This is a genomic window from Paracoccus sp. (in: a-proteobacteria) (assembly GCF_030536915.1).
Taxonomy (GTDB): domain Bacteria; phylum Pseudomonadota; class Alphaproteobacteria; order Rhodobacterales; family Rhodobacteraceae; genus Paracoccus.
Genome location: NZ_JAUNPC010000002.1, coordinates 26,204 through 50,680, shown reverse-complemented (window position 1 = coordinate 50,680; position 24,477 = coordinate 26,204). Strand labels below are relative to the sequence as shown.

The 24,477-nt window shown below is 69.2% G+C and carries 27 protein-coding genes; 16 read left to right on the top strand and 11 right to left on the bottom strand.

Features of this window, described 5'->3' with window-relative positions:
- Positions 1-146: DEAD/DEAH box helicase (locus Q4F04_RS00940; RefSeq protein WP_303367994.1), on the bottom strand; the 146-nt coding region annotated here is incomplete at its 3' end.
- Positions 146-439 (bottom strand): YggT family protein, encoded by a 294-nt coding sequence (locus Q4F04_RS00935; RefSeq protein ID WP_090751758.1) that lies wholly within the window; start codon positions 437-439, stop codon positions 146-148. The genes Q4F04_RS00935 and Q4F04_RS00940, both read right to left, overlap by 1 nt.
- A gap of 143 nt (positions 440-582) precedes the next feature.
- Here Q4F04_RS00935 and Q4F04_RS00930 point away from each other — a divergent pair, with 143 nt between their 5' ends.
- The 5 genes from Q4F04_RS00930 (at position 583) to Q4F04_RS00910 (ending at position 5,077) form a co-directional block, all read left to right on the top strand.
- Complete coding sequence (locus tag Q4F04_RS00930) at positions 583-1,158, top strand: acyl-CoA thioesterase (RefSeq protein WP_303367959.1); 576 nt, start codon at positions 583-585, stop codon at positions 1,156-1,158.
- Between the two features lie 44 nt (positions 1,159-1,202).
- Positions 1,203-2,561 carry an MFS transporter gene (locus Q4F04_RS00925; protein ID WP_303367958.1) on the top strand — a complete coding sequence of 453 codons (1,359 nt, stop codon included), beginning with the start codon at positions 1,203-1,205 and terminating at the stop codon, positions 2,559-2,561.
- Positions 2,562-2,578: 17 nt separating this feature from the next.
- Entirely contained in the window at positions 2,579-3,415 is an 837-nt protein-coding gene (gene mepA / locus Q4F04_RS00920) for a penicillin-insensitive murein endopeptidase (RefSeq protein WP_303367993.1), read from the top strand.
- Positions 3,391-4,290 carry an esterase-like activity of phytase family protein gene (locus Q4F04_RS00915; protein WP_303367957.1) on the top strand — a complete coding sequence of 300 codons (900 nt, stop codon included), beginning with the start codon at positions 3,391-3,393 and terminating at the stop codon, positions 4,288-4,290. Before mepA ends, Q4F04_RS00915 begins: the two co-directional genes overlap by 25 nt.
- A gap of 181 nt (positions 4,291-4,471) precedes the next feature.
- Positions 4,472-5,077, top strand: coding sequence for a queuosine precursor transporter (locus tag Q4F04_RS00910; RefSeq protein ID WP_303367956.1), 606 nt, complete (start codon positions 4,472-4,474; stop codon positions 5,075-5,077).
- Between the two features lie 307 nt (positions 5,078-5,384).
- On the opposite strand, the gene Q4F04_RS00905 is transcribed toward Q4F04_RS00910, so the two are convergent.
- A complete protein-coding gene (locus Q4F04_RS00905) occupies positions 5,385-6,569 on the bottom strand; it encodes an acetyl-CoA C-acyltransferase family protein (protein WP_303367955.1) in 1,185 nt (394 codons plus the stop codon).
- A 159-nt stretch (positions 6,570-6,728) separates the two neighbouring features.
- On the opposite strand from Q4F04_RS00905, the gene Q4F04_RS00900 reads away from it, so the two are divergent.
- A complete protein-coding gene (locus Q4F04_RS00900; RefSeq protein ID WP_303367954.1) occupies positions 6,729-7,316 on the top strand; it encodes a lytic transglycosylase in 588 nt (195 codons plus the stop codon).
- Between the two features lie 6 nt (positions 7,317-7,322).
- Here Q4F04_RS00900 and Q4F04_RS00895 read toward each other — a convergent pair whose 3' ends face one another.
- A complete protein-coding gene (locus Q4F04_RS00895) occupies positions 7,323-7,919 on the bottom strand; it encodes an outer membrane lipoprotein carrier protein LolA (RefSeq protein ID WP_303367953.1) in 597 nt (198 codons plus the stop codon).
- Between the two features lie 92 nt (positions 7,920-8,011).
- Complete coding sequence (locus Q4F04_RS00890) at positions 8,012-9,235, bottom strand: UbiH/UbiF/VisC/COQ6 family ubiquinone biosynthesis hydroxylase (protein ID WP_303367952.1); 1,224 nt, start codon at positions 9,233-9,235, stop codon at positions 8,012-8,014.
- A 178-nt stretch (positions 9,236-9,413) separates the two neighbouring features.
- Between Q4F04_RS00890 and Q4F04_RS00885 the strand changes: the two genes are divergently transcribed.
- From Q4F04_RS00885 to Q4F04_RS00870, 4 genes are all read left to right on the top strand, one after another.
- Positions 9,414-10,742 carry an amidase gene (locus Q4F04_RS00885; protein ID WP_303367951.1) on the top strand — a complete coding sequence of 443 codons (1,329 nt, stop codon included), beginning with the start codon at positions 9,414-9,416 and terminating at the stop codon, positions 10,740-10,742.
- 88 nt (positions 10,743-10,830) lie between these two features.
- Positions 10,831-12,015: an aminotransferase class I/II-fold pyridoxal phosphate-dependent enzyme gene (locus tag Q4F04_RS00880; RefSeq protein WP_303367950.1), complete on the top strand. Its 1,185-nt coding sequence runs from the start codon at positions 10,831-10,833 to the stop codon at positions 12,013-12,015.
- Positions 12,016-12,022: 7 nt separating this feature from the next.
- A complete protein-coding gene (locus Q4F04_RS00875; protein ID WP_303367949.1) occupies positions 12,023-14,638 on the top strand; it encodes a DNA translocase FtsK in 2,616 nt (871 codons plus the stop codon).
- Between the two features lie 20 nt (positions 14,639-14,658).
- Positions 14,659-15,444, top strand: coding sequence for a DUF2268 domain-containing putative Zn-dependent protease (locus Q4F04_RS00870; protein ID WP_303367948.1), 786 nt, complete (start codon positions 14,659-14,661; stop codon positions 15,442-15,444).
- Between the two features lies 1 nt (position 15,445).
- Here the strand turns inward: Q4F04_RS00870 and Q4F04_RS00865 are convergent, their stop codons facing one another.
- The 3 genes from Q4F04_RS00865 to ribA form a co-directional block, all read right to left on the bottom strand.
- Positions 15,446-16,063, bottom strand: a complete 618-nt coding sequence (locus Q4F04_RS00865) for a rhomboid family intramembrane serine protease (RefSeq protein WP_303367947.1) — start codon at positions 16,061-16,063, stop codon at positions 15,446-15,448.
- 101 nt (positions 16,064-16,164) lie between these two features.
- Complete coding sequence (locus Q4F04_RS00860; protein WP_303367946.1) at positions 16,165-16,695, bottom strand: L,D-transpeptidase; 531 nt, start codon at positions 16,693-16,695, stop codon at positions 16,165-16,167.
- A 47-nt stretch (positions 16,696-16,742) separates the two neighbouring features.
- Positions 16,743-17,804 carry a GTP cyclohydrolase II gene (gene ribA, locus Q4F04_RS00855; protein ID WP_303367945.1) on the bottom strand — a complete coding sequence of 354 codons (1,062 nt, stop codon included), beginning with the start codon at positions 17,802-17,804 and terminating at the stop codon, positions 16,743-16,745.
- 135 nt (positions 17,805-17,939) lie between these two features.
- Here ribA and Q4F04_RS00850 point away from each other — a divergent pair, with 135 nt between their 5' ends.
- Entirely contained in the window at positions 17,940-18,626 is a 687-nt protein-coding gene (locus Q4F04_RS00850; RefSeq protein WP_182791742.1) for a response regulator transcription factor, read from the top strand.
- Positions 18,627-18,750: 124 nt separating this feature from the next.
- Here Q4F04_RS00850 and Q4F04_RS00845 read toward each other — a convergent pair whose 3' ends face one another.
- Positions 18,751-19,725 (bottom strand): glutathione S-transferase family protein, encoded by a 975-nt coding sequence (locus tag Q4F04_RS00845; protein WP_303367944.1) that lies wholly within the window; start codon positions 19,723-19,725, stop codon positions 18,751-18,753.
- Between the two features lie 40 nt (positions 19,726-19,765).
- On the opposite strand from Q4F04_RS00845, the gene Q4F04_RS00840 reads away from it, so the two are divergent.
- The 5 genes from Q4F04_RS00840 to Q4F04_RS00820 all read left to right on the top strand — a co-directional run bounded on the left by Q4F04_RS00840 (position 19,766) and on the right by Q4F04_RS00820 (position 22,873).
- The gene (locus Q4F04_RS00840) at positions 19,766-20,557 is read left to right on the top strand and encodes an exodeoxyribonuclease III (protein ID WP_303367992.1); all 792 of its coding nucleotides are present in this window, start codon (positions 19,766-19,768) and stop codon (positions 20,555-20,557) included.
- 77 nt (positions 20,558-20,634) lie between these two features.
- Positions 20,635-21,546 carry a tetratricopeptide repeat protein gene (locus tag Q4F04_RS00835; protein ID WP_303367943.1) on the top strand — a complete coding sequence of 304 codons (912 nt, stop codon included), beginning with the start codon at positions 20,635-20,637 and terminating at the stop codon, positions 21,544-21,546.
- Positions 21,543-22,175: an LON peptidase substrate-binding domain-containing protein gene (locus Q4F04_RS00830; RefSeq protein WP_303367942.1), complete on the top strand. Its 633-nt coding sequence runs from the start codon at positions 21,543-21,545 to the stop codon at positions 22,173-22,175. Before Q4F04_RS00835 ends, Q4F04_RS00830 begins: the two co-directional genes overlap by 4 nt.
- A gap of 26 nt (positions 22,176-22,201) precedes the next feature.
- On the top strand, positions 22,202-22,360 hold the full coding sequence (locus tag Q4F04_RS00825) for a Trm112 family protein (RefSeq protein ID WP_303367991.1): 159 nt from the start codon (positions 22,202-22,204) through the stop codon (positions 22,358-22,360).
- A 3-nt stretch (positions 22,361-22,363) separates the two neighbouring features.
- Positions 22,364-22,873: a GNAT family N-acetyltransferase gene (locus tag Q4F04_RS00820; protein WP_303367941.1), complete on the top strand. Its 510-nt coding sequence runs from the start codon at positions 22,364-22,366 to the stop codon at positions 22,871-22,873.
- A 47-nt stretch (positions 22,874-22,920) separates the two neighbouring features.
- On the opposite strand, the gene Q4F04_RS00815 is transcribed toward Q4F04_RS00820, so the two are convergent.
- Entirely contained in the window at positions 22,921-23,511 is a 591-nt protein-coding gene (locus Q4F04_RS00815) for a DUF1003 domain-containing protein (protein ID WP_303367940.1), read from the bottom strand.
- A gap of 47 nt (positions 23,512-23,558) precedes the next feature.
- Positions 23,559-24,464 (bottom strand): N-acetyl-gamma-glutamyl-phosphate reductase, encoded by a 906-nt coding sequence (gene argC / locus Q4F04_RS00810; protein WP_303367939.1) that lies wholly within the window; start codon positions 24,462-24,464, stop codon positions 23,559-23,561.
- Positions 24,465-24,477: the final 13 nt, after the last annotated feature.

Sequence of the window (24,477 nt, the reverse complement as noted above, 5' to 3'; positions counted from 1 at the left end):
GGCAACTGGAAGCACAGCGACTTGCCGCCGCCCGTGGGCATGATCGCCAGCACGTCGCGGCCATGGGCCACAGCCTCGACGATCTCCTGCTGGCCGGGGCGGAATCCGTCGAAGCCCCAGACCTGACGCAGCAAGTCCCCCGGCATCAGTAGCCCAGGAAGAACCCGGCGTTGTTCACCAGAGCCCGCTGCAGGATGATGATGCCGATGAAGACGACCAGCGGCGCAAGGTCCAGGCCCCCGAGATCGGGCAGGATGTTGCGGATCGGGCGGTAAAGCGGTTCCAGCAGGCGCGACAGCCCGTCCCAGACCTGCCGCACCAGCGGCTGGCGCAGATTCAGCACGTCGAAGTTGATGAGCCAGGACATGATGATATGCGCGATCATGATGAACCACAGCACATCCAGGATCAGCATCAGCGCCTGAAACAATGTCGTCATTCCCGTGGCCCGCCCTTTCGCTCTTGCGCGCCCGAGGTAGGTCAGCGCGTCCCTTCGCGCAAGCGCCCGCGCGCAAGACCGCGGCGTCGTGATTGACGAGGGCCTGCCCGCTCTCTAGCCCCGTGCGGGAAAGGAGCCGGTCCATGTATCCCATCCTGCGCTTTCTGGGCGAGGTCGCCTCGGCCCGCCGCGCGCCCCGGCTGGGGCCTCTGGAACCCCATGTCTCGACGCACCGAATCTCGCTGCTCGACCTCGATCCGTGGCGCGAGCTGAACAACGGCCGGACGCTGACGATCTATGACCTCGGCCGGATTCCCATGGCGATCCGGCTGGGGATCACCGACACGCTGAAGAAGAACGGCTGGGGCTTCACCGTCGCCGGCAACACGGTGCGCTATCGCCGCCGGATCAGGGCCTTCCAGCGCATCACGCAGGTGTCGCGGGTGATCGGCTGGGACGACCGCTTCGTCTACATGGAACAGTCGATGTGGGCCAAGGGAGATTGCCTCAACCACATGCTGCTGCGCGTGGCCATCGTCGGCGGCGCCGCCCGGCGTGGCATGATCGCGCCGTCCGAGTTCATGGCCGCCATGGGCCACGACGCCCCCAGCCCGCCCCTGCCCGGCTGGGTCGCGGCCTGGATCGAGGCCGACGCCCGGCGCCCCTGGCCGCCGGTCCTGCCCCCGATGACGGACCGCACGGACGACTTGCCAGCCTGAGCGGCTTCCGTCCTTATGCGCCTCGTATGGGGCACGGGGGCACAATGAACCGCAAACGCATCCGGGGCTGGTGGTTCTTCGACTTCGCCAGCCAGCCCTATGCCACGCTGCTGCTGACCTTCATCTTCTCGATCTACTTTGCCGAGGTGGCCAGCGGGCGCTTCGTCCTCGAAGGCATGGACCCCCGGCAGGCCGGCGCGCGGGCGCAGGCGCTGTGGGGCTGGGGACTGGCGCTGGCCGGGGTGGTGATCGCGGTGTTGGCCCCGATCCTCGGCGCGGTGGCCGACAGCACGGGACGCAGGGTGCCGTGGATATGGCTGTTCTCGGGCTTCTATGTCGCGGGGGCGGCGGGGCTGTGGTTCCTGGCGCCCGACGGCAGCAGCCTTGTCCTTGCGCTGGTCTTCTTCGGCCTCGGCCTGATCGGGATGGAGTTCGCCACCATCTTCACCAACGCCTTGATGCCGACGCTGGGCACGCGCGACGAGATCGGCCGCATCTCGGGATCCGGCTTCGCCTTCGGCTATGTGGGCGGCGTCCTTTCACTGGCCATCATGCTGGGGCTGTTCGCGGAAAGCGCCGTGACCGGGCTGACGCTGCTGGGGAACCCGCCCGCGCTGGGGCTGGACGGCGCGGCGCGGGAAGGGACGCGCTTCGTCGGTCCCTTCACGGCGCTGTGGTATCTGGTCTTCATGATCCCCTTCTTCGCCTGGGTGCGAGAGCCGCGCGGCATCGCACGCCCCTTGCGGCTGGGGACCGCGATGCGCGACCTCGGGGCCTTGCTGCGCAGCCTGCGCCACCGGCGCTCGCTGGCGGCGTGGCTGCTGTCGTCGATGTTCTCGCGCGACGCCTTGAATGCACTTTACGGCTTTGGTGGGGTCTATGCGGGGACGGTGCTGGGCTGGCCGGTGATCCTGTCGGGGGTCTTCGGCGTCACCAGCGCGGTATCGGCAGCCGTCATCTGCTGGCTCGGGGGCCGCGCCGACCGGCGCTGGGGGCCAAGGCCGGTCATCGCCGCCTGCACGCTGGTGCTGATCGCCGTCTGCCTGCTGGTCGTGGGCATGGACCGGACCAGCATCTTCGGCGTCCCCCTCGCCCCCGGATCGCGCCTGCCCGACGCGCTGTTCTTCGCCTGCGGGGTCGCCATCGGCGGCGCGGGCGGCGTGGTGCAGGCGGCGAGCCGCACGATGATGGTGCGCCACACCTCGGCGGAACGCGCGGCGGGCGCCTTCGGCCTTTACGCGCTGTCGGGCAAGGCCACGGCCTTTCTCGCGCCCTTCCTCATCGCCGTTGTCACCACGGCAACAGGCAACCAGCGGCTTGGCATCTCGCCCCTGATCGTGATGTTCCTTCTGTCGCTCGCCCTGCTAAGCTGGGTAAAACCCGAGGGAGAACCCGAGCAGTGATCCGCAACCTGAAATCCATGCTGGCCGCGCTGGCCTTGTCCGTCCTAGCCCTGCCTGCCGCCGCCGACCCGCTGGCCAAGGATGTCTTCGGCGCCTTCCGGCAATCGAACGGCGGCCCTGCGGGCGCCTTCGGCGGCTATTCGCGCGGCTGCGCCACCGGCAACGTCGCCTTGCCCGAGACCGGCCCGACATGGCAGGCGATGCGGCTGTCCCGGAACCGCAACTGGGGCCATCCGCAGCTTGTCGATTTCCTCGTGGGCCTGTCGCAGCAGGCGACCCGCCACGGCTGGGCCGGGCTTTACATCGGGGACATGAGCCAGCCGATGGGCGGACCGATGCTGACCGGCCACGCAAGCCACCAGATCGGGCTGGATGCCGACATCTGGATGCTGCCGCCCGCCTCGCTGCAACTGACGCCCTCGCAGCGGGAAAACATCTCGTCGCAATCGGTGGTGGCCAGGGGCGGCACGCAGCTCAGCCCGCTCTGGTCGGCCAGCCATCACGCGATCCTGCGGGCGGCCGCGTCCGACCCGCGTGTGGCGCGCATCTTCGTCGATCCGGTGGCGAAACTGGCGATGTGCCAGTCCGAGCGCGGCAACCGCGCCTATCTGCGCAAGATCCGCCCCATCGACGGGCATGACTATCACTTCCACGTCCGCCTGTCCTGCCCCAACCAGGGCTGCGAGAACCAGGCCGCCCCGCCCCCCGGCGACGGCTGCGAGGAAGCCGCGCAGTGGATCCGCAACCGCATCGATCCACCGCCGCCCGCGCCGCCCAACCCCGACTACCGCCATCCCCGCACCTATCGGCTGAGCGAGCTTCCCGGAACATGCCAGGCCCTCGTCGCGCGCTGATCGCGGCGGCGCTGGGGCTGGGGCTGTCGGCAGGGACGGCGGCCCCGGTCTGCGCCGACATCACGGTCGAATATCTCGGCACCCATGTCTGGACCGGGGGTGACGAGGATTTCGGCGGCTTTTCGGGGATCGAGGTGTCCCCCGACGGCCTTGGCTACACGGCGCTGTCGGACCGGGGCACGGTGCGCTGGGGCAGCATCCTGCGCGACGGTCAGGGCCGCATCCGGTCGCTGTCCACGGCTGGCCGGGCGCGGCTGCAGGACAGCACCGGCACCAAGCTGCGCCCCGGCTACCTGGGCGATGCCGAGGGGCTGGCCATCGACGGGGAAGGCCGGATGTTCGTCAGCTTCGAGGGGCTGGACCGCATCGCCCGCTTCGACGACCCCGACGGCCCCGCCATCCGCATCCCCCCCGCGCCCGAGTTCGAATCCCTGCAGCGCAACGCCGGGCTCGAGGCCTTGGCGGTGACGCCCGAGGGCGACCTGCTGACCATGCCGGAACGCTGGAACTCGCCCGAGCCGCTGACCCCGGTCTGGCGCTTTCGCGACGGCGCTTGGTCCACCGCCTTCCACCTGCCCCGCGACGAGCGATGGGCTCCGGTCGGCGCCGATGTCGGCCCCGACGGCAGGCTTTACGTCCTCGAACGCGACTTCCGGGGCCTGCGCGGCTTTGCCAGCCGGGTGCGCCGCTATGCCATGGACGAGGCCGGCATCGGCCCGCCCGAGCCGATCCTGGAATCGAGCCTGATGCAGTTCGACAACCTCGAAGGCATCGCCGTGTGGCAGGACGGACAGGGCATCCGCATCACCATGATCTCGGACGACAACTTCCTGTTCGTCCAGCGCACCGAGCTGGTGGAATACCGCATCCGCTGAGGCCGGCCCGTTCTTCTTCGCACAAGTATCCTGGGGGGTGAACGGGGTGGGGCGCCGTTCACGAAGCGCGGGGGCAAAGCCCCCTCTTTCTTGACTTTCCCGCCTGCAAGGCATAGCCGCCTTTCGTCCCGTTCTTCCGGGGCCGAGTTCTTCCGCCACCTTGTAAAACGGAAATAATCCGATGCGCCCGATCCTTCCCGCCATCCTCGCGATGGCCGCGACCGTCCTTGCGTCGAACATCCTCGTGCAGTTCCGCCTGGGCGACTGGCTGACCTGGGGGGCGCTGACCTATCCCGTGGCCTTTCTTGTCACCGACATCACCAACCGCATCCACGGGCTGCAGGCCGCGCGCCGGGTGGTGGTCGCGGGCTTCGTGATCGGCGTCTTCTGCTCGCTGGTCGCGGCGGCTGGCGGGGGAACCACGCTCAGGATCGCGCTCGCCTCGGGCACGGCCTTCCTGCTGGCGCAGCTTCTGGACGTGTGGCTGTTCGACCGGCTGCGCCACCGCGACTGGTGGCAGGCGCCCTTCCTGTCCTCGGTCGTGGGGTCGATCCTCGACACGGTGCTGTTCTTCACCATCGCCTTCGCCGTCTTCCTGCCCGCCGACGCCAATACCGGCTGGTCGAACGAAGCCGTGCCGCTGCTGGGCGCAGGCCCGCTGGCGCCCTTGTGGGTGTCGCTGGGCCTGGCCGACTGGGCGGTCAAGATGGCGCTGGCCGCGCTGGCCCTTGTGCCTTTCCGGGTGCTGGTCCGCAAAATATTGTCAGGCCCCGCCCGCGGCTATTGACTTGCCGCCCGCCTGTGCCAACCTCAGCCCCACGTGCAACATTGAAAGGAGGTGGTCCAGTGTCGAGAGTGATGTTGGAGAGAGGAACCGGGACAGCCAGGGGGGTCGCCGCCTGAGGGCAGCCCCGAGGGTGAAGAACCCTTGTCTGGGACGGATCATCCATCCCTAACCGGACCATCTTCCTGATCTCGCGGGCCGTCCCCAAGGGGCGGCCCGTTCGAGTTTCCGGCCGCCCGCCTGTACGGGGCGGCATGAGAAAACCCCGGCCGCCTTGCAGCAGCTGGGGTTTCCCATTTCAGAACAGGCGTCATACGCGCTCGATGGCCAGCGCGATGCCCTGCCCGCCGCCGATGCACATGGTGATCAGCGCGCGCTTGCCGCCGGTCCGCTCAAGCTCGTACATCGCCTTGACGGTCAGGATCGCGCCGGTAGCGCCGATCGGATGGCCAAGGGCAATCGCGCCGCCGTTGGGGTTCACCTTCTCCCCGTCAAGGCCGAGGCCCTTGTTCACCGCCAGAGCCTGGGCCGCGAAAGCCTCGTTCGACTCGACCACGTCGAAATCGTCCACGGTCAGGCCGATCTTTTCCAGCAGCTTCTGGACCGCCGGGATCGGGCCGATGCCCATGACCTCGGGGCGGACGCCCGCATAGGCATAGCCGAGAAAGCGGGCTCGGGGCTTGAGGCCGGCGCGCTCGGCCGCATCCGCGCGGGCCAGCACGATGGCGGCCGCGCCGTCGTTGATGCCGCTAGCATTGCCCGCGGTCACGCTGCCGCCGTCCTTCTTGAAGGCCGGGCGCAGGCCTGCCAGAGCCTCGGGCGAAGTCTTCTTGGGATGCTCGTCGGTGTCGAAGGTGACGGTGCCCTTGCGGGTCTTGATCTCGACAGGAACGATCTGGTCCTTGAAGCGCCCTTCCGCGATGGCACTGGCGGCGCGGTTCTGGCTTTCCAGCGCGAAGGCGTCCTGCTCGTCGCGGCTGATCTGGTGCTCGGAGGCGACGTTTTCAGCGGTCACGCCCATGTGGCCCGTGCCCATCGGGTCGGTCAGGGCGCCCACCATCATGTCCAGCGCCTGCTGGTCGCCCATCTTGGCGCCATGACGCATCGAGGGGATGATGAAGGGACCGCGGCTCATGCTTTCGGCGCCGCCCGCCAGCGCGAAATCGGCATCCCCCAGCATCAGCGACTGCGCCGCCGAGGCGATGGCCTGCGCGCCCGAACCGCACAGGCGGTTCACGTTCATCGCCGGGGTCGTCTCGGGGATGCCCGCGTTCAGCATCGCCACCCGCGACAGATACATGTCGCGCGGCTCGGTGTTGATGACATGGCCGAAGGCCACGTTGCCGATCTGGTCGGGCGAGACGCCCGCGCGGGCCATCGCCTCCTTGGCGACGGTGGTCGCAAGCTCGATCGGCGGCACGCTCGCCAGGCTGCCGCCAAAGCCGCCGATCGCGGTGCGGACGCCCGACAGGATCACGATGTCGCTGTCTGCCATTCTCAAATCCCCCTCGGACAAAACTGTCGGGCCAAGCTTAACGAGGCGGCGCGCCGGGTGACAAGGGGCACCGTCCCGCCGGTGCTGACGCAAAGGCGATTTCCCCGGCGGGCCATAATCCCTAAGATGCCCGAAAAAGAAAAACCGGGGGCAGAGGCAATGAACACCTATCTCAAGCTGGCCATCGTCATGCTGGTCGCGTCCTGCGGCGGGGGGGGCGGCAACTTCAAGGCGCCGCGCGACCTGGACAACGCCTGTTCCATCGTGGCGCAGCGCCCGGCCTATCTGCGCGCCATGAAGGCGGCCGAGCGGCGCTGGGGCGTGCCGGTGGCGGTGCAGATGGCCTCGATCCACCAGGAATCGAAGTTCATCGGCGACGCCCGCACGCCGCACCAGTTCGCGCTGGGGATCATCCCGATCGGGCGGCAAAGTTCCGCCTACGGCTATTCGCAGGCGCTGGACGGGACGTGGGAGGAATACCTGAAGGAAAACGGCAAGCGCCGCGCGCGGCGCGACGACATCCGCGACGCCACCGACTTCATGGGCTGGTACATGCACGGCACCACCCAGCGGCTTGGCATCCCAAAGAACGACGCCGCGAACCAGTATCTTGCCTATCACGAGGGGCGCTCGGGCTATGCCCGCGGCAGCCACCTGTCCAAGACCTGGCTTCTGGGGGTCGCCGGGCGGGTGCACCAGCGGGCGGGGATGTACCAGGCGCAGCTTTCGGCCTGCGGCCGCGCCTGAACGGGCTCAGTTCCGGCGTTGCGCCTCGGCGGTGATCGAAAAGCGCGAGGCCGGGATCTGCACGCCCTTCTGCATCTCGCCCAGGATCACGGTTGTCTTCTTGCCGGTGTCGTCGGTGACGACCCACTGGCGCAGCTCGGTCGGGTTCGCCGTGAAGACCATCTGGATGTTGCCGTATTCGGGATGCTGGGGGTCCTGCGCGGTCACCACGGTCGTGTTCTTGCGTTCCGTGTGCCCGATGACCGATCCGCTGCGCGCAAGGTTCACGTTGTCGGCGAGGATGATGTTCAGGGGCGTGCGCGCCAGCGGATACTGCTGCGCGCCCGAGTTCGACTTGCGGTCGAAGACCGCCACCGTCCCGCCCGAGGCCAAGACCAGCGTGCTGTCGCCCTGGTATTCGAACCGTACCCGGCCAGGGCGCTGGATATAGACGCGGCCCGGCGTGACCGAGCCGTCGGCGTTCACCTGGGTAAAGTCCGCCACCACCGTCTTGAGACCGTTGAGGTAGCGCGAGATTTCATTGAGCGAGATCTTCTCGGCCGCGGCGGGCAGCGCGAAGACCAGGGCGAAGGCGGGCGCAAGAGCGAGAGAGCGAAGGTTCATGAGCGACTTGATACCGCCTTTCCAACGACTTGCACGTCACGAAAGCGGGACGGCACCGCGCCGAACGCTCGCGTTCCGGTGACGGTTCCGGGCTACAGCGGCCGACCGGCCAGCAGCCGCGGCATCGGCGCGACCGACAGCCCCGCCGCCTGCCGCATGAAGGCGCGGCGCAGGGGCGGGACGGCGGTGACGATCCCCATCCCCAGGCCCCGCGCCTGCCGCAGAAGCGGCAGATCGTTGGAAAATAGCGCGTTCACCCGGTCCATCCCCAGCCCCAGCGCCGTCGCGTCGAATCGCCGCCACCTCTGGTAACGCTGCAGCACATCCGGCGCGCCGATGTCCTCGCCGCGCCGGGCGGCCTTGGCCACGACCTCGGCCAGCGCCGCCACGTCGCGCAACCCGAGGTTCAGCCCCTGCCCCGCGACGGGATGGACCCCGTGCGCGGCGTCCCCCACCAGCGCGATGCGCGGCGCGACATAGGATTCGGCAAGGCTGAGGCTCAGCGGATAGGAAAAACGCGGCCCCGCCAGCCGGATCGCGCCGAGGTAGTCGCCGAAGCGGGGGCGCAGCACATCAAGGAATGCATCGTCGGGCAGGGTGGCGATGGCGCGGGCGTTCTCGTCGGTCTCGGACCAGACGATGGAACTGCGGTTGCCCGGCAGCGGCAGGATCGCCAGGGGGCCGGTGGGCATGAAATACTGCCAGGCGACCCCGCCATGGGGCTTGTCGTGATCGAGCGCGCAGACCAGCGCCGTCTGCCCGTAGCCATGTCCGCGCCGGGCGATGCCCGCGCGGGCCGCCACGCCCGAGCCGCGCCCGTCCGCGCCCACCAGAAGACGCCCCGTCATCTCGCGCCCGTCGTCCAGCGTGACCGCGACATGGCCGGGGCGCTCGTCCTGCGCGACAACCTGACGGCCGGGCAGATGGGTGACGCGGCCCTCCATCGCGTGGGCGAGGGCTGCGTAAAGGAAGCGGTCTTCCAGCATGTGGCCGACGGGGCCTTCCTCGATCTCGGCCGAATCGAAGATCAGGTGGAACGGCCCCGCGCCTTCGCCCGGCTGGCCCTGCGCCGCCTCGACCCGCAGGATCGGCTGGGCCTTGCCGGCCAGCCCCTTCCACAGCCCCAGGGCCGTCAGCAGCCGGTGCGAGGCCAGCGCCAGCGCATAGGCGCGCCCGTCGAAGCCCGCCTCGGCCCTTGCCCGCGCGGGCCGCGCGTCGATGACGGCGACCGACAGCCCGACCTGGGCCAGCGCAAGCGCCAGCGTCGGGCCGTTCAGCCCGCCGCCCGCAATGATGACATCATGATCCACAGCCATGGTGGCATCCTATCCGCCTGCCCCGCCACGGTCCATGCGGCGCAAGCGCCTGCGCATCTTCTTTATGGCCGGAGGACCCCGGGATCGTCGTACAAGGCGATAGAGCAGCGCCCCGGACCGGCATTGCCGACAGGGCCGCGCGCCGCTAGCGTGGCGCCGAACTCTCAAGGGACAGGGCATGGACTGGCTGAAAGCCTCGGCGACGGAACAGGGGCGCGCGATCATGGCCGGGCTGGTCAGCCCCGTCGATCTGGCCGAGGGTTACCTCGACGCCATCGAACGCTCTCCTCTCAGCCCCCGCGTCTTCGCCCGCACCACCCCCGGGCGTGCCCGGGCCGAGGCCATCGCCGCCCATGACCGCGCCAGGGCTGGCCTGCGGCGCAGCCTGCTGGACGGGGTGACGCTGGCCTGGAAGGACAACATCGACAGCGCGGGCGTGGCAACCGAGGCAGGCTCCATGCTGCTGGAAGGCCGGACCCCGGACCGCGATGCGGCGCTGCTGGCGACGGCCACGCTGCAAGGGGCGGTCTGCTTGGGCAAGACGCATATGACGGAACTGGCCTTCTCGGGCCTCGGCCTGAATCCGACCGTCGCCACCGTGCCCAATGCCTATGACCCAAGCCTCGTGGCGGGCGGATCGTCCGGCGGCTCGGCGGTCGCTGTGGCGATGGGGCTTGCGGCGGCGGCGATCGGGTCGGACACCGGCGGCTCGATCCGCCTGCCCGCCGCCTGGAACGGCATCGTCGGCTTCAAGCCCAGCCCCGGCGCGGTGGACATGACGGGCACCCTGCCGCTCTGCCGCCGCTTCGATGTCGCGGGGCCGATGGCCCGCACGGTCGAGGATTGCGCCGAGATCTTCGCGATGATCCAGAGCCTTCCCGCCCCCGACCTGCGCGGAGCCTCTGCCCGCGGATTGCGGCTGATGGTGCTGGACGGCCTGCCCTTCGAGGATGCCCGCGAGGAACCCGTCGCCGGTTTCGAGGACGCGGTGCAGCGGCTTGCGGCTGCGGGCGTCTCGATCAGCCGCGCGGCCCCGCCCTGCGTCGCCGATGCCGCGGCGCTGTCGCCCACGCTCTTCGCCCCCGAGGCCTATGGCCTCTGGCGCGACCAGATCGAGGCCGCGCCGGAACTGATGTATCCGCCGATTCTGGAACGCTTCCGCGGTGGTCGCGGGGTCAGCGCCGCCGATTACGTCGCGGGATGGGAACGGCTGATCCACCTGCGCGAGGACTGGGCCGCCGCCACTGCCCCCTTTGACGCCGTGATCCTGCCCACCGCCCCGATCCTGCCGCCCGAGATCGCCCGGCTGGAAGAGGACGCCGCCTATTTCGCCGCCCAGAACCTGCTGGCGCTGAGGAATACCCGCATTGGCAATTCCATGGGCCTGCCCGCGATCAGCCTGCCCACGGCGCGTCCCGCATGCGGGCTGATGCTGATGGGCCGGGCGGGGGGCGACCTCGGGCTGCTGCGGGTGGCGCAGGCGGTCGAGGCCGCGCTGCGGGACTGATCCCGCCCGGCCTTTGTCTGGACGCATCGGCGCTTTGCCGCTAGTCTTGCGCCAAACGGGACGGCAGATCCCGTGATTGCGAGGCAGCATGGCATCCCCTCCCGAGCGGTTCTCGAACCTGCCGGAATATGCGTTTCCGCGCCTGCGGAAGCTCTTGTCCGACCTGGCCCCCGGCCCCGACCCGATCGTCATGACGATCGGAGAGCCGCGCCATGGCATCCCCGATTTCGTGGCCCCGATCCTGTCGCGGACCGTCGCGGAACTGGGAAAATACCCGCCGAACGAGGGCACGCCCGAACTGCTCACGGCAATCTCGGGCTGGCTCTCCACCCGCCACGGCATCGATGTTCCGCCCGAGGGCATCACCAGCGTCAACGGCACCCGCGAGGGACTGTTCAACGCGGCGCTCGCGCTTTGCCCGGAACGCAAGAACGGGGCCGTGCCGCGAATCCTCGTGCCGAATCCCTTCTACCAGGTCTATGCCGTGGCTGCCGCCGCCGTGGGGGCTGAGCCGGTCTTCGTCAATGCCACCGCCGAAACTGGCCACCTGCCCGATTTCGCCGGGCTGGACGCGGCCGTGCTGGACGCGACGGCGAACTGCTATCTCTGCTCGCCCGCGAATCCGCAGGGGACCGTCGCCACGCGCGACTATTTAGAGCATCTGGTCGAACTGGCCGAGCGCCATGATTTCCTGATCTTCGCCGACGAATGCTATTCGGAGATCTGGCGGACCGCCCCGCCCCCCGGCGCGCTGGCCGTCGCCATGGGCATGGGCCTCGGCCATCGCGTCATCATGTTCAACTCGCTTTCCAAGCGGTCGAACCTGCCCGGCCTGCGCTCGGGCTTCGTCGCCGGGGCGCCGGATCATATCGCCCGCCTGCGGGTGCTGCGCAGCTATGCGGGCGCCCCCGTTCCCCTGCCCCACCAGCGCGTCAGCGAGGCGGCCTGGGCGGATGAGGCGCATGTTCAGGCGAACCGCGCGCTCTACCAGGAAAAATACGCCATCGCCGACCGGATCTTCGGCAATGTGCCCGGCTACCAGCCGCCCGAGGGCGGGTTCTTCCTGTGGCTGCCCACGGAGGACGGCGAGGCGGCGGCGCGCAGGCTGTGGGCCGAGGCCGGGGTTCAGGTGCTGCCCGGCGCCTATCTGTCGCGCGACACGGAAGCCGGAAACCCCGGCCGCGGCTATGTCCGGGTGGCGCTGGTCGGCCCGGCGGCAGAGACCGGGGATGCGCTGACCCGCATCCGCGACACGCTTTATGGAAAGGGGTGAGGCAGGCATGGCGAGCTGGCACGCGAGACAGCGCGACCCGCTGTTCGACCAGACCACGCAGGTGGCGCTGCAGCGCCGCAGCAAGGAACTGCTGGGCGCCGGGCTGATCGTGGCCGGCGTTCTGGTCGCGATGATGCTGTTTTCCTACACTCCCGACGATCCCGGCATCGGCACCGCGACCGACCAGCCGGCGCAGAACCTGCTGGGGCGGCTGGGCGCCTATATCGCGTCGGCGCTCTTCATGATCGTGGGGCAGGGAAGCTGGATGCTGGCCGTTTCGGGCATCTTCTGGGGCCTGCGCCTGATGCTGCACCGGGGCGAGGAGCGGCTGCTGCGCGGGGTCTTCACCCCCATCGCCATGGTGGTCGTCTCGGTCCACGCAAGCGCGCTGGTCCCGCCCGAGGGCTGGACGCAAAGCTTCGGCCTGGGCGGTTATCTCGGCGACATGCTGATGGGGGCGATGCTGGGCCTGCTGCCCGTCGGCGCCGCCGCGGGGCTGAAGATCCTGGCCTTCCTGACCGCGATCGGCACGGTGGCGATCCTGGCCTTCGTCCTCGGCTTCGACCGGCGCGAGCTGATGGGGATCGGCCGGTTCCTGTCGGCCGGGCTGGCGACCGCCTATGACCTGACGATGACCCTTCTGGGACGCGGCGCAAGCGCCTCGGTCATCGCCGCCCGCGAGGTCCGTCGCCGGGCCGAGGCCTGGCGCCAGCGCACCGCCGCAGGGGAACAGGCGCCCGAGGCATTGCCCGAGGCCGAGCCTGCGCCCGCGGGCATGTTCTCGCGCCTGCGCCATCCGCCGGAACCCGAAGTCCTGCAGCCCGAACTGGTCGAGCCCGACCCCCATTACGACGATGCGGCCGCCGCCCCGGATGCCGGCGAGGTCAGCGCCCGCATCACCGATGCCATCCGCCATCACCGCGCCGATCCCGAGCCCGAAGCCCGCCAGCCGGCAGAGGACGGCCGCTCGACCCTCGCGGCCGTGACCGCGCGCCTGACGGGCCGCGCACCGGTTCCCCCTGCCTCGCCCACGGAAAGCGTCCGGGCCGCCGTGCCGCCCCCGCCACAGGCCGCATCCCTGCGCGAGCCGGTGCCGGTGCCCGCCTCGTCCTTCGACAGCAGCCTTTACGAACATCCGCCGCTGTCGCTGCTCGCCGCCCCCGCCACGGTCGAGCGCCACACCGCCAGCCCCGAGGCCCTGGCCGAGAACGCCCGGATGCTGGAAGCGGTGCTGGACGACTATGGCGTCAAGGGCCAGATCACCGCCGTCCATCCCGGACCCGTGGTCACGCTTTACGAACTGGAACCCGCGCCGGGGCTGAAGGCCAGCCGCGTGATCGGGCTGGCCGACGACATCGCCCGCAGCATGTCGGCGCTGTCGGCGCGCGTCTCGACCGTGCCCGGCCGCACCGTCATCGGGATCGAATTGCCGAACCAGCGCCGCGAAAAGGTGGTGCTGCGCGAGATCCTGTCCTCGGGCCCCTTTTCCGACAGCGCGGTGCCGCTGCCGCTGGCCTTGGGCAAGGACATCGGCGGCGAGCCGGTGGTGGCGAACCTCGCCAAGATGCCGCACCTGCTGATCGCGGGGACCACCGGCTCGGGGAAATCCGTCGCCATCAACACGATGATCCTGAGCCTGCTCTACAAGCTGACGCCCGACGAATGCCGGCTCATCATGATCGACCCCAAGATGCTGGAACTGTCGGTATATGACGGCATCCCGCACCTGCTGTCTCCTGTCGTGACCGACCCCAAGAAGGCCGTCGTGGCCCTGAAATGGGTCGTCTCCGAGATGGAGGAACGCTACCGCAAGATGTCCAAGATGGGCGTGCGCAACATCGAGGGCTACAACAGCCGCGTCCGCGAGGCGCTTGAGCGGGGCGAAATGTTCCGCCGCACCATGCAGACGGGCTTTGACGAGGACACCGGCGAGCCGGTCTTCGAGACCGAGGAGTTCCAGCCCGAGACCTTCCCCTATATCGTCGTCATCGTGGACGAGATGGCCGACCTGATGATGGTCGCGGGCAAAGAGATCGAGGCCTGCATCCAGCGCCTCGCCCAGATGGCGCGGGCCTCGGGCATCCACATCGTCATGGCGACGCAGCGGCCGTCCGTCGATGTCATCACCGGCACGATCAAGGCGAACTTCCCGACCCGGATCAGCTTCCAGGTGACGTCGAAGATCGACAGCCGCACCATCCTGGGCGAGATGGGGGCCGAGCAGCTTCTGGGCATGGGCGACATGCTTTACATGGCCGGGGGAAGCCGCATCACCCGCGTCCACGGGCCGTTCGTCTCGGACGAGGAGGTCGAGGAGGTCGTCACCCACCTCAAGTCCTTCGGCCCGCCGCAATATGTCTCCACCGTGGTCGAAAGCCCCGAGGACGAGCGGGAGGCCGAGATCGACCAGATCCTTGCCAGCGACGGCTCGGACGACGCGCTTTACGATCAGGCGGTGGCGATCGTGGCCAAGGACCGCAAGTGTTCGACCAGCTACATCCAGAGGAAGCTCGCCATCGGCTACAACAAGGCCGCCCGTCTGGTCGAGCAGATGGAGGAGCAGGGCGTGGTCAGCCCCGCGAACCACGTCGGCAAGCGCGAGGTCCTGGTGCCCGAGGTCTGAGCCTCGGTCACCGGCGCGCCATGCCCTACTGGCAGGTCCATTTCCTGAACGCCCGCCACGCGCTGACCGGCATCATGCCCGAGGTCAGGGCAGCGGTCGCCGAATCGGTTGCGCTGGCGGCGGGCCACCTCGGCCTGCCCGACTTCGACCTCGTGGTGCAGGCGGGTGACGGGGGGTCCGACTGGGGCGTCCTCGGCGCCGCCCGCGCGCCGGGCGTGATCGAGCTGACGCTGTCGCCCGCGCGCTTCGCCCCCGACCTGCTGATCCGCCGGATGGTGCGCGAGCTTCACCACCTCGTCCGCTGGGAACATCCGGGCTATGGCCGATCTTTGGGCGAGGCGCTGGTCAGCGAGGGGCTGGCCGGGCATTTCGTCGCTCGCGTGCTGGGCGGACCGCCGGACCCTTGGGACGTGACCACGCCCCCCTCGGGGCTGGCGAAGCGGGCGATGACGGAATGGGCCTGGCGCGAGTTCGACCGCGGGCTGTGGTTCGAAGGCCGCGGCAACATCCGCAAATGGGCAGGCTACGGCCTTGCCCACCGGCTGCTGGCCGAGCATCTCGCGCGCGAGCCGGATCTCGACCCGCTGGACCTGATCCATGCCCCGGCCGAAACCCTGCGCCCGGCCATGCGGCGGCTGAGCGGCGCACCCGAACCCGATGAAGCGCCGGAACCCGCCGGCGACGCATCGGACAGAGAAACGGACCCGCTGCCCGGACCTGCCGGGGAAGCGCAGGAAATGGGCGACGCGCCGCCGGCGCAGGCCGAAGGCTCCTCCGCCGACACGGGCGGGGAATCCCCGGCCTGATTCAGCGCCGCAGCCGGGGACGGTAAACCGCTCCGATCGCCACCCCAGCCAGCGCCCCGCCCAGATGCGCCTGCCAGGCGATGTTCGGCACCGCCAGCGTCAGCGCCACGTTCAGCAGGACGAACTGCAGGACCGGCCCGGCCAGCAGGCGCAGGCTGCCGCCCTTTGCAAGCTGGATGCGCGCGGCAATGGCGATCTCGGCCCCCGCCAGCCCGAAGATCGCGCCGGATGCGCCCACTACCGGATAGGGGCTGTCCGACAGCCACAACTGCACCACCCCCGCCGCCACCTGCGCCACGACGTAAAGCGCGACCATCGCGCCCCCCGTCATCGCCACCGACAGCGAGCGCGCCAGCACGTAAAGCGCCAGCATGTTCATCCCGAGGTGCAGCAGCCCGCCATGCAGGAAGCCGTAGGTGAAAAACATCGTCACCTGCTGGCCGGGAAACATCGGCCTGACATCCTGCAGAAGCTGCGGCCACAGCGCCCCGTGCAGCATCGCCCATTCCTGCAGCGCGGGCGACAGCGTCAGCAGATGGACCGCCACGCAGGCGACGATCACGCCCATGAAGGCGCGGGGGACGGATGGGCGCGGGAAAGAGTCGATCCGGTCGGTCATGGCCTGAACATAGGGGCGGATCGCGCGGCGGAAAACCTGGTGCCGCCTGCCGGAAGGCGATTCACCTCGCTCCATCGCCGCCCCTGCAGGAACGGCACGACTCAGGCGTCCTGGGCGACCGCCCCGCGCCTGCCCAGGCGGTCTGCCAGCGTGGCGGGCACGATCAGCCTTGTGCCGGGCGGGGCAAGCCCGGCGATCCGGATCAGGTCGCGCCGCGAAAATGCGATGCAACCGGCCGTGGGATGGCGCGGGCGCCGCCACTGGTGCAGGAAGATGGCCGACCCCTGCCCCGCCCGGGCCACCGGCCAGTTCCAGTCCGTGACCAGCACCAGGTCGTAAAGCGGATCGGGCCGCCGCAGCCGCTCGTGGCTGGCGGCAAGGGGCGCCCGCACCCAGCGGTTATAGGCAGGATGGCCGCTGTCGTCGCACCAGAGATCGCCGGGACCGATGGGCTCGGCCCAGGGCGCGGGGCGGGCGATCCGGTCGGGGCGATACAGCAGCCCGACGATCCGGTGGATGCCGGCAGGCGTCGCGCCGTCGCCCTCGCGCTTGGCGGCCGAGACGCCGGCGCGGCCGATGGCGCAGGGGATCACGCGGCCCGCAAAACGCAGCCCGGATGGAGTCAGCACCATGTCTTCCGGGCACGGGACTACGGCAGTCCCGGCTTCGAAATACCCGCTCACAGCAGATGCCCCGACTTGTCGCGCTTGACCGACAGATAGGCGTCGTTCCAGCGGTTGCGGCCGACCTGCAGGGGGACGCGCTCGACCACCCGGATGCCGTGGCTTTCCATCATCGCCACCTTGCGCGGGTTGTTGGTCATCAGCCGCACCGCACCAAACCCCAGCCGCCGCAGCATCGCCGCGCCCAGGCGAAAGTCGCGCTCGTCATCCTCGAAGCCTAGCCGGTGATTCGCCTGCACCGTGTCGAAGCCCTGCGCCTGCAGGTCATAGGCACGCATCTTGTTGGCAAGGCCGATGCCGCGACCTTCCTGGTTGAGATACAGCAGGACGCCCGCTCCTTCCGCCCCCATCGCCGCCAGCGCCGCGTGCAGCTGCGGGCCGCAGTCGCATTTGAGACTGCCCAGCACGTCGCCGGTGAAGCAGGCCGAATGCAGCCGCGCCAGCACAGGGCCGTCACGCGGCGGCTCGCCGATCTCGACCGCGTAATGCTCGTCGCCGCCGTCGTCGGGGCGCAGGATGTGCAGGCGGGTCTGCTCGGCCGCCGTGATGGGCAGGCGGGCGGCGGCAACCGGCGACAGCGCGGCCTCGGCGGCAAGCTGCGCCAGCGTCGGGCCTGCGGGCAGGACAGTCAGGCCGGGGGGCGGCGCGTCAACCGGCACCACCAGCACGGCGGGCAGAAGCTGCGCCGACTTGGCCAGCGCAAGACCGGCGCGGTGGGGGGCGGCGTCACCCTCGCGCCGGGTGAACAGCGGCCCCTTCATCGGCACCCGCAGGTCGTCCGCAGGGTCGGCCACCGCTCGCAGCCATGTCAGGTCAGCATCGACCGGCACCTCGACCCGCGCAAGATCGCCGTCATAGGCGCGCGCCTTCAGCGTCTCGGCCCGGCGACCGGTCAGCGCCAGCACGGGCTTGCCGAAGCCCCGCAGGGCCGCCAGCCGGGCAGGCGACAGGGTTTCCACCGCCGCCGCCAGATGGCCGTCAATCACGACCGGCAGGCCCACACGCAGATCGGTGCGGGCGCGGCTGATCGTCTCGGTCAGGGTGGGCAGCAGGGTCATCGCGGATCAAATCCTGAAACATTCCGTAACATAAGGGCGTCCCGCGACAACTGCTTGTGAGAAAGGTTTCAACCCGCTGGACGCCGTGCCTGCCTGCGCCATCTTCCCCCCAAAGCGCAACCGAAGGAGGCACATATGGCCGGACTGAAAAAGATCCTGCTGGTGGACGACGAGGAAGACCTGCGCGAGGCGCTGGCCGAGCAACTGGTCGCGACCGAGGATTTCGACGTCTTCGAGGCCGGCACCGGCGCCGAGGCGGTGGAAAAGACCAAGGGCGCGATCTTCGACCTCGTGGTGCTGGACGTGGGCCTGCCCGACACCGACGGGCGCGAGCTTTGCAAGCGGCTGCGCAAGCAGGGCGTGAAATGCCCCATCGTCATGCTGACCGGCCACGACACCGACGCCGACACGATCCTCGGCCTCGATTCAGGTGCCAACGACTACATCACCAAGCCGTTCAAGTTCCCGGTCCTTCTGGCCCGCCTGCGCGCCCAGTTGCGCACGCATGAGCAGTCCGAGGACGCGATCTTCCAGCTTGGCCCCTATACCTTCAAACCCTCGATGAAGATGCTGATCGACGGCAAGGACCGCAAGATCCGCCTGACCGAGAAGGAAACCAACATTCTCAAGTTCCTGTACCGCGCGCAGGACGGCGTCGTGCCGCGCGACGTGCTGCTGCACGAGGTCTGGGGCTACAATGCGGGCGTCACCACCCACACGCTGGAAACCCACATCTACCGCCTGCGCCAGAAGATCGAGCCGGAGCCGTCGAACGCGCGGCTTCTGGTGACGGAAAGCGGCGGCTACCGGCTGGTGGCCTGACGCGGGAACCGCACCGCACCCCGTGCGTTGAACGGACGAAGCCCAGTGGCCGGGGACGCGGCCACATTCCTCCCTCCCTGTCTTACTGGCCCCGGCATTGCGCCGGGGTTTTTTTCTGCGCCGCTCAGACGCGTCCGTGCGGCTCGTCCCAGTCGATCACCGGGTTGATCGGGATCAGGCCGTGCGGATTCAGGTCGGGGTGGCTGCGGTAATAGTGGTGGGTGATGTGGTCCTGCCGCACCGTCGCGGCGATGCCGGGCACCTGGTAAAGCTCGCGTGTCCAGGCCCAGAGGTTCGGATAGTCGCGCAGCCACTGGCGGTTGCACTTGAAATGGGTGTGATAGACCGTGTCGAAGCGGACGGCGCTGGTGAACATGCGCCAGTCGGCCTCGGTCAGCCAGTCCCCGGTCAGATAGCGTTGGCGGGCAAGGGTATCGTCGACCCATGCCATCGTCTCGAAGACGGGGCCGATGGCCTCGTCATAGGCGGCTTGCGTGGCGGCGAAGCCGGCGCGATAGACGCCGTTGTTGAAGTTCGGGTAGACGCGCTCGTTCACCGCCTCGATCTTGTCGCGCAATTCCTCGGGCCAGTAATGCGCGTCGTTCCCGGTCAGCGCGTCGAATGCGCTGTCAAACATGCGGATGATCTCGCTCGATTCGTTGGACACGATGGTGTTCTGCCGCTTGTCCCAGAGGACCGGCACCGTGACCTTGCCGGTCATCTTCGGATCGGCGCGCAGATAGATCTGACGCAGGTAGTCCGCCCCGAACAGCGGGTCCCCGGTGGCTCCGTCGAAGTCCGTGGCGAAGGTCCAGCCCTCGTCCCCCATCACGGGATGGACCACCGAGACATCTATATGCGGTGTCAGACCCTTGAGTTCGCGGAAGATCAGCGTCCGGTGCGCCCATGGGCAGGCGTAGGAGACGTAAAGGTGATAGCGCCCGCTTTCCGCCTGAAAGCCCCCCTGCCCCGATGGCCCTGCCTCGCCGTCCGGCGTGCACCAGTTGCGGAAGCCCGCGTTCTGGCGCTTGTAGGCGCCGTCCTTTTTCGACGCCCCGATGCTGCCCTTGGTCCAGACCCCGTCCACAAGCTGGTTCATCGGCTTCCCCTTTTCCGCGCTGCGCGTTAAGTCGCCCCCCATGTTCACCATTGCCACCTGGAACATCAACTCGGTCCGCCTGCGGGCCGGTCTCGTCACCCGTCTCTTGGGCGAGGAAGCCCCGGACATCCTCTGCCTGCAGGAATGCAAGTCGCCGGTCGAGAAGATGCCCTTCGACCTGTTCCACGATCTCGGCTATCGCTGGATCGTGGCTCGCGGCCAGCGCGGCTACAACGGCGTCGCCATCCTGTCGCGCCTGCCGATCACCGACGCGGGCGATCAGGACCACGCGGGGCTGGGCCACGCCCGCCATGTCGCCGCGCGGCTGGAAAACGGCGTCGCCATCCACAACGTCTATGTGCCCGCAGGCGGCGATGTCCCTGACCGCGAGGTCAACGTCAAGTTCGGCCAGAAGCTCGACTACCTGACGGATATGCGCGACAGCTTCCATGCGGACAGGCCCGCGCGATCCATCCTCGTCGGCGACCTCAACATCGCGCCGATGGAGGACGACGTCTGGTCCCACAAGGCCATGCAGAGGATCGTCAGCCACACGCCGGTCGAAATCGAGCACCTTTCCCAGACGCAGGACGCGGGCGGATGGGTGGACGTCACCCGCAAGGACATCCCCAAGGGCAAGCTTTATTCCTGGTGGAGCTATCGCGCCCGCGACTGGGACGCGGCCGACAAGGGGCGCAGGCTCGACCACATCTGGGCGACCGCCGACATCGCGCAGGCAGGCCACGCCAGCCGCATCCTGCGCCCCGTGCGGGGATGGGATCAGCCCAGCGACCACGTCCCGGTCTTCGCCAGCTTCGACCTGAGCGTGTGACCGCAAGGCCCCTTCCGGTCCTGCGCGGCAGCACCCATATTGCGGCCAATCGAAGAAACACTCCGGGGATCAGGACGATGCTGCTGCAAGGCTCGGGCGAGACGCCGCCGAACACCACCGATTTCATCAAGGACGTGACCGAGGCCGATTTCATGGCCGAGGTGATCGACGCCTCGATGCAGGTGCCGGTGATCGTCGATTTCTGGGCGACGTGGTGCGGGCCGTGCAAGACGCTGGGTCCGCAGCTTGAGGCCGAGGTCGCCCGCCACAAGGGCCGGGTCAGGATGGCCAAGGTCGATGTGGACAAGAACCAGATGATCGCCCAGCAGTTGCGGGTGCAGTCGATCCCGACCGTCTATGCCTTCTTCCAGGGCCAGCCGGTGGATGCCTTCCAGGGCGCGATCCCGCAAAGCCAGGTCAAGGCCTTCGTGGACAAGCTGGCGACCTTGGGCGGTGATGACGGCGGGCTTGGCGCCGCGCTGGAGGCCGCCGAGGCGATGCTGGCCGAAGGCGCTGCCGCCGACGCCGCCGAGACCTTCGCCGCGATCCTCGGCGAGGAACCCGAGAACCCGCAGGCCTGGGGCGGGCTGATCCGGGCGCAGCTTGCGGCGGGTGATACCGACGCGGCCGAGGCGACGCTGGCGCAGGTTCCCCCTGCTGCGGCGACTGCCGCCCCGGTCGAGGCCGCCCGCGCGCAACTGGCGCTGGCCCGGCAGGCCGCCAAGGCCGGGCCGCTGGCGGATCTGGAATCTCGCGTGATGGCCGACCCTTCGGACAGCCAGGCCCGCTTCGACTATGCGACCGCGCTGCACGCCGCGGGCCGGGTCGAGGAGGCGATCGACCAGCTGCTCGAATCCTTCCGCCGCGACCGGGACTGGAACGACGGCGCCGCCAAGGCGCAGTTGCTGACGATCTTCGACGCGCTGCCCCCTGCCGACCCTCTGGTGCAGAAGGGGCGCCGGCGGCTGTCGTCGCTGATCTTCGCGTGAGCCTGCGCGGCACCCTGCCCGACACGATCCCGCTGTTCCCGCTGCCGGGCGCGGTGCTGCTGCCGCGCACCCGCCTGCCGCTGCACATCTTCGAGCCGCGCTACCTGCAGATGGTGGATGACGTGCTGAAGACGGGCGACCGGATGATCGGGATGATCCAGCCCGTCGGCGACGGCTTGGCCACCGTCGGCACCGCCGGGCGGATCACGATGTTCTCCGAGGCCGACGACGGGCGGCTGATGATGTCGCTCAGGGCGGTGTCGCGCTTCCGGCTGGTGGAACGGATCGAGGGCTTCACCCCCTACCTGCGCGGCCGGATCGAGTGGAGCGAGTTCCGGTCGGACCGCGCCGGCTCGGTGCCGCCCGATCCCGCCTTCGACCGCCCCGGTTTCATCGAGCGACTGCGCCGCTACATGGACGAGCGTGAACTCTCCACCGACTGGAACGCCGCCGAGGAGGCCGACGACGAACTGCTGGTCAACAGCCTGTCCATGCTGCTGCCGCTGGGCGTCGAGGAAAAGCAGGCGCTTTTGGAGGCCCCCGACCTGCCCGCCCGGCGCGAGATGCTGGACGGCTTGCTGGAATACGCCCTGCACGGCGGCGGCGATGACGAGGAGATGCTGCATTGACCACCGCCCCCGCCTTCGACCGGCACATGCTGGAAGCGCTGGTCTGCCCGGTGACCCACGCCACCCTGTCCTATGACGCGGCCCGGCAGGAACTGGTGTCCCATGCCGCCGGGCTGGCCTTCCCGATCCGCGCCGGCATCCCGATCATGCTGGTGACCGAGGCCCGCCAGATCAAGGCGGACTGAGCCATGCCCGGTCCCGGCGTCACCCTGCGCGACGAGGCCCTTGGCGATGCGGATGCGATCCGCAGCCTGATCACCGAGGCATTCCGGGACGCGGCCCATGCCAGCGGGACCGAGGCGCAGATCGTGGACGGCCTGCGCGCGGCGGGCGCCCTGACCCTGTCGCTGGTGGCAGAGGAGGACAGGGGCATCCTCGGCCATGTCGCGGCCTCGCCCGTCGGCATCGGGGATGCGCCGGGCTGGTTCGGCATCGGCCCCCTTGCGGTCAGGCCCGACCGGCAGTCGCAGGGCATTGGCACGGCGCTGATGCAGGGGGCATTGGCGCGGTTGCGGGCGCAAGGCGCGCAGGGCGTGGTGCTGGTGGGCGATCCGGCCTATTACGCGCGCTTCGGCTTCGCCGCCGATCCGGGTGTTTCCGTGGATGGAATCCCGGTGGAATATGTGCTGGCGCTGCCTTTCAGCCGGGCCGCGCGGGGCCACGTCGGCTTTCATGCGGCCTTCGGGCTGGGGGGCTGAACCCGGCTCTGCCGTCATGATGGTTGCTCACCGTCACCCGCCGGAGTTCACCTGTCCGGCTGCAGGCCCTGCACCGGAAGATCCCCGCTGCTGCCCTCAAGATTTCGGGCGAGGTCATCCAGCCGCCACGCCATCCGGGCGATGTCCTCCCGCATCGCCAGAAGTTCGCTGTGGCGCAGCTCGTCCAGCTTCTCGTGCAGCGCCATGATCTCGATCTCGGCCTTGAGGTTCACCTCGTAGTCATGGGCCGCGTCGATGCGGTCGCGTTGCGCCTGCCGGTTCTGGCTCATCATGATGACGGGCGCCTGGATCGCGGCCAGCATCGACAGGATCAGGTTCAGGAAGATGAAGGGGTAGGGGCCGAAGGCCGCGCGCCCCAGCAGCAATTTGTTGCCGACGATCCAGAGCAGCAGCAGGCCCGCGAACCACAGGATGAAGGGCCATGAGCCGCCGAAGCGGGCGACCCCGTCCGCGAGACGCTGCCCGAAGGTCAGCCCGGTCCCGTATTCCCCGGCGGTGTCCCGTGCGATCGGCCGGCGCCTGACCGAGCTTTCAAGGACGCGGTGCTCGGACCCGCTCAGTCCCTCGGGCGCGCGGCTCAGCCAGCGATGCGCCAGATCCTCGACTGTCCTGTTCATGGCCGGTCCTCCTTTCCATCATCGGGATCGGGGGCCGGCCGAAGGGGTCAGAGCCCCGCGTCCTCGTCCGCCCCGATCATCAGGTTGAGGTTCTGCACCGCCGCGCCCGACGCACCCTTGCCGAGGTTGTCCAGAACCGCGACCAGCACCGCGCAGCCGTTGTCCTCGCTGCCGTGGACGGACAGGTGCATCTCGTTGGTGTCGTTCAGGACCGTGGGGATCACCCGGCCTGCGGGCTCGACGACCTGGACGAAGCGCGACCCCTCATAGTGGCGGGCCAGAGCGTCCCGCAGGTCCGACAGCTTGCGGCCCTGCAGTTGCAGCGGGATCTGCACGGCCATCCCTTGCGCGAACTGGCCCACGGAGGGCGAGAAGACCGGGCGGCGGGTCAGCTTTGAATGCTTGATGATCTCGGGCAGGTGCTTGTGGCCCTGGCCCAGCGCATAGACGAAATGGGCAGGCGCGCCCTTGGCCTGCATCTCGGCGATCAGTTCCTTGCCGCCGCCGGTATAGCCCGAGACGGCGTTGATCGAGGCGATCTCGTCCGGTGCTACCAGTCCCGCCGCGACCAGAGGGGCAGCCAAAGCGATGGCGCCGGTGGAATAGCAGCCGGGGTTCGACACATGGCGGGCGGCGGCGATGGCGTCCCGCGCGCCGGGGGTCAGTTCGGGGAAGCCGAAGACCCAAGCCGCGTCCACCCGATGCGCGGTCGAGGCGTCGATGAAGCGCACCTCCAGCCCCTCGGCCAGCGCGACCGCTTCCTTCGCGGCGGCGTCGGGCAGGCAGAGGATGGCGATCTGGGCCTCGGCCAGCGCCTCGCGCCGCGCCTGCGGGTCTTTCCGGCGGGCGGGGTCGAGCTGGACCAGCTCGATGTCGCGGCGGGGCGCCAGACGCTCGCGGATCTGCAGCCCCGTGGTCCCGGCCTCGCCGTCGATGAACACCTTGTGCGCCATGTCGCCCCCTTTC

Excerpts from the sequence above, each read along its gene's own strand:
- Q4F04_RS00870 (WP_303367948.1), top strand. The coding sequence starts at position 14,659 with ATGCCCTACTGGCAGGTCCATTTCCTGAACGCCCGCCACGCGCTGACC.
- Q4F04_RS00860 (WP_303367946.1), bottom strand. The coding sequence starts at position 16,695 with ATGGTGCTGACTCCATCCGGGCTGCGTTTTGCGGGCCGCGTGATCCCC.
- argC (WP_303367939.1), bottom strand. The coding sequence starts at position 24,464 with ATGGCGCACAAGGTGTTCATCGACGGCGAGGCCGGGACCACGGGGCTG.
- Q4F04_RS00875 (WP_303367949.1), top strand. The coding sequence starts at position 12,023 with ATGGCGAGCTGGCACGCGAGACAGCGCGACCCGCTGTTCGACCAGACC.
- Q4F04_RS00885 (WP_303367951.1), top strand. The coding sequence starts at position 9,414 with ATGGACTGGCTGAAAGCCTCGGCGACGGAACAGGGGCGCGCGATCATG.
- Q4F04_RS00935 (WP_090751758.1), bottom strand. The coding sequence starts at position 439 with ATGACGACATTGTTTCAGGCGCTGATGCTGATCCTGGATGTGCTGTGG.
- Q4F04_RS00820 (WP_303367941.1), top strand. The coding sequence starts at position 22,364 with ATGCCCGGTCCCGGCGTCACCCTGCGCGACGAGGCCCTTGGCGATGCG.
- Q4F04_RS00905 (WP_303367955.1), bottom strand. The coding sequence starts at position 6,569 with ATGGCAGACAGCGACATCGTGATCCTGTCGGGCGTCCGCACCGCGATC.
- Q4F04_RS00900 (WP_303367954.1), top strand. The coding sequence starts at position 6,729 with ATGAACACCTATCTCAAGCTGGCCATCGTCATGCTGGTCGCGTCCTGC.
- Q4F04_RS00880 (WP_303367950.1), top strand. The coding sequence starts at position 10,831 with ATGGCATCCCCTCCCGAGCGGTTCTCGAACCTGCCGGAATATGCGTTT.
- Q4F04_RS00930 (WP_303367959.1), top strand. The coding sequence starts at position 583 with ATGTATCCCATCCTGCGCTTTCTGGGCGAGGTCGCCTCGGCCCGCCGC.
- Q4F04_RS00845 (WP_303367944.1), bottom strand. The coding sequence starts at position 19,725 with ATGAACCAGCTTGTGGACGGGGTCTGGACCAAGGGCAGCATCGGGGCG.
- Q4F04_RS00850 (WP_182791742.1), top strand. The coding sequence starts at position 17,940 with ATGGCCGGACTGAAAAAGATCCTGCTGGTGGACGACGAGGAAGACCTG.
- ribA (WP_303367945.1), bottom strand. The coding sequence starts at position 17,804 with ATGACCCTGCTGCCCACCCTGACCGAGACGATCAGCCGCGCCCGCACC.
- Q4F04_RS00910 (WP_303367956.1), top strand. The coding sequence starts at position 4,472 with ATGCGCCCGATCCTTCCCGCCATCCTCGCGATGGCCGCGACCGTCCTT.
- Q4F04_RS00840 (WP_303367992.1), top strand. The coding sequence starts at position 19,766 with ATGTTCACCATTGCCACCTGGAACATCAACTCGGTCCGCCTGCGGGCC.
- Q4F04_RS00835 (WP_303367943.1), top strand. The coding sequence starts at position 20,635 with ATGCTGCTGCAAGGCTCGGGCGAGACGCCGCCGAACACCACCGATTTC.
- Q4F04_RS00825 (WP_303367991.1), top strand. The coding sequence starts at position 22,202 with ATGCTGGAAGCGCTGGTCTGCCCGGTGACCCACGCCACCCTGTCCTAT.
- Q4F04_RS00865 (WP_303367947.1), bottom strand. The coding sequence starts at position 16,063 with ATGACCGACCGGATCGACTCTTTCCCGCGCCCATCCGTCCCCCGCGCC.
- Q4F04_RS00895 (WP_303367953.1), bottom strand. The coding sequence starts at position 7,919 with ATGAACCTTCGCTCTCTCGCTCTTGCGCCCGCCTTCGCCCTGGTCTTC.
- Q4F04_RS00890 (WP_303367952.1), bottom strand. The coding sequence starts at position 9,235 with ATGGCTGTGGATCATGATGTCATCATTGCGGGCGGCGGGCTGAACGGC.
- Q4F04_RS00925 (WP_303367958.1), top strand. The coding sequence starts at position 1,203 with ATGAACCGCAAACGCATCCGGGGCTGGTGGTTCTTCGACTTCGCCAGC.
- Q4F04_RS00815 (WP_303367940.1), bottom strand. The coding sequence starts at position 23,511 with ATGAACAGGACAGTCGAGGATCTGGCGCATCGCTGGCTGAGCCGCGCG.
- mepA (WP_303367993.1), top strand. The coding sequence starts at position 2,579 with ATGCTGGCCGCGCTGGCCTTGTCCGTCCTAGCCCTGCCTGCCGCCGCC.
- Q4F04_RS00915 (WP_303367957.1), top strand. The coding sequence starts at position 3,391 with ATGCCAGGCCCTCGTCGCGCGCTGATCGCGGCGGCGCTGGGGCTGGGG.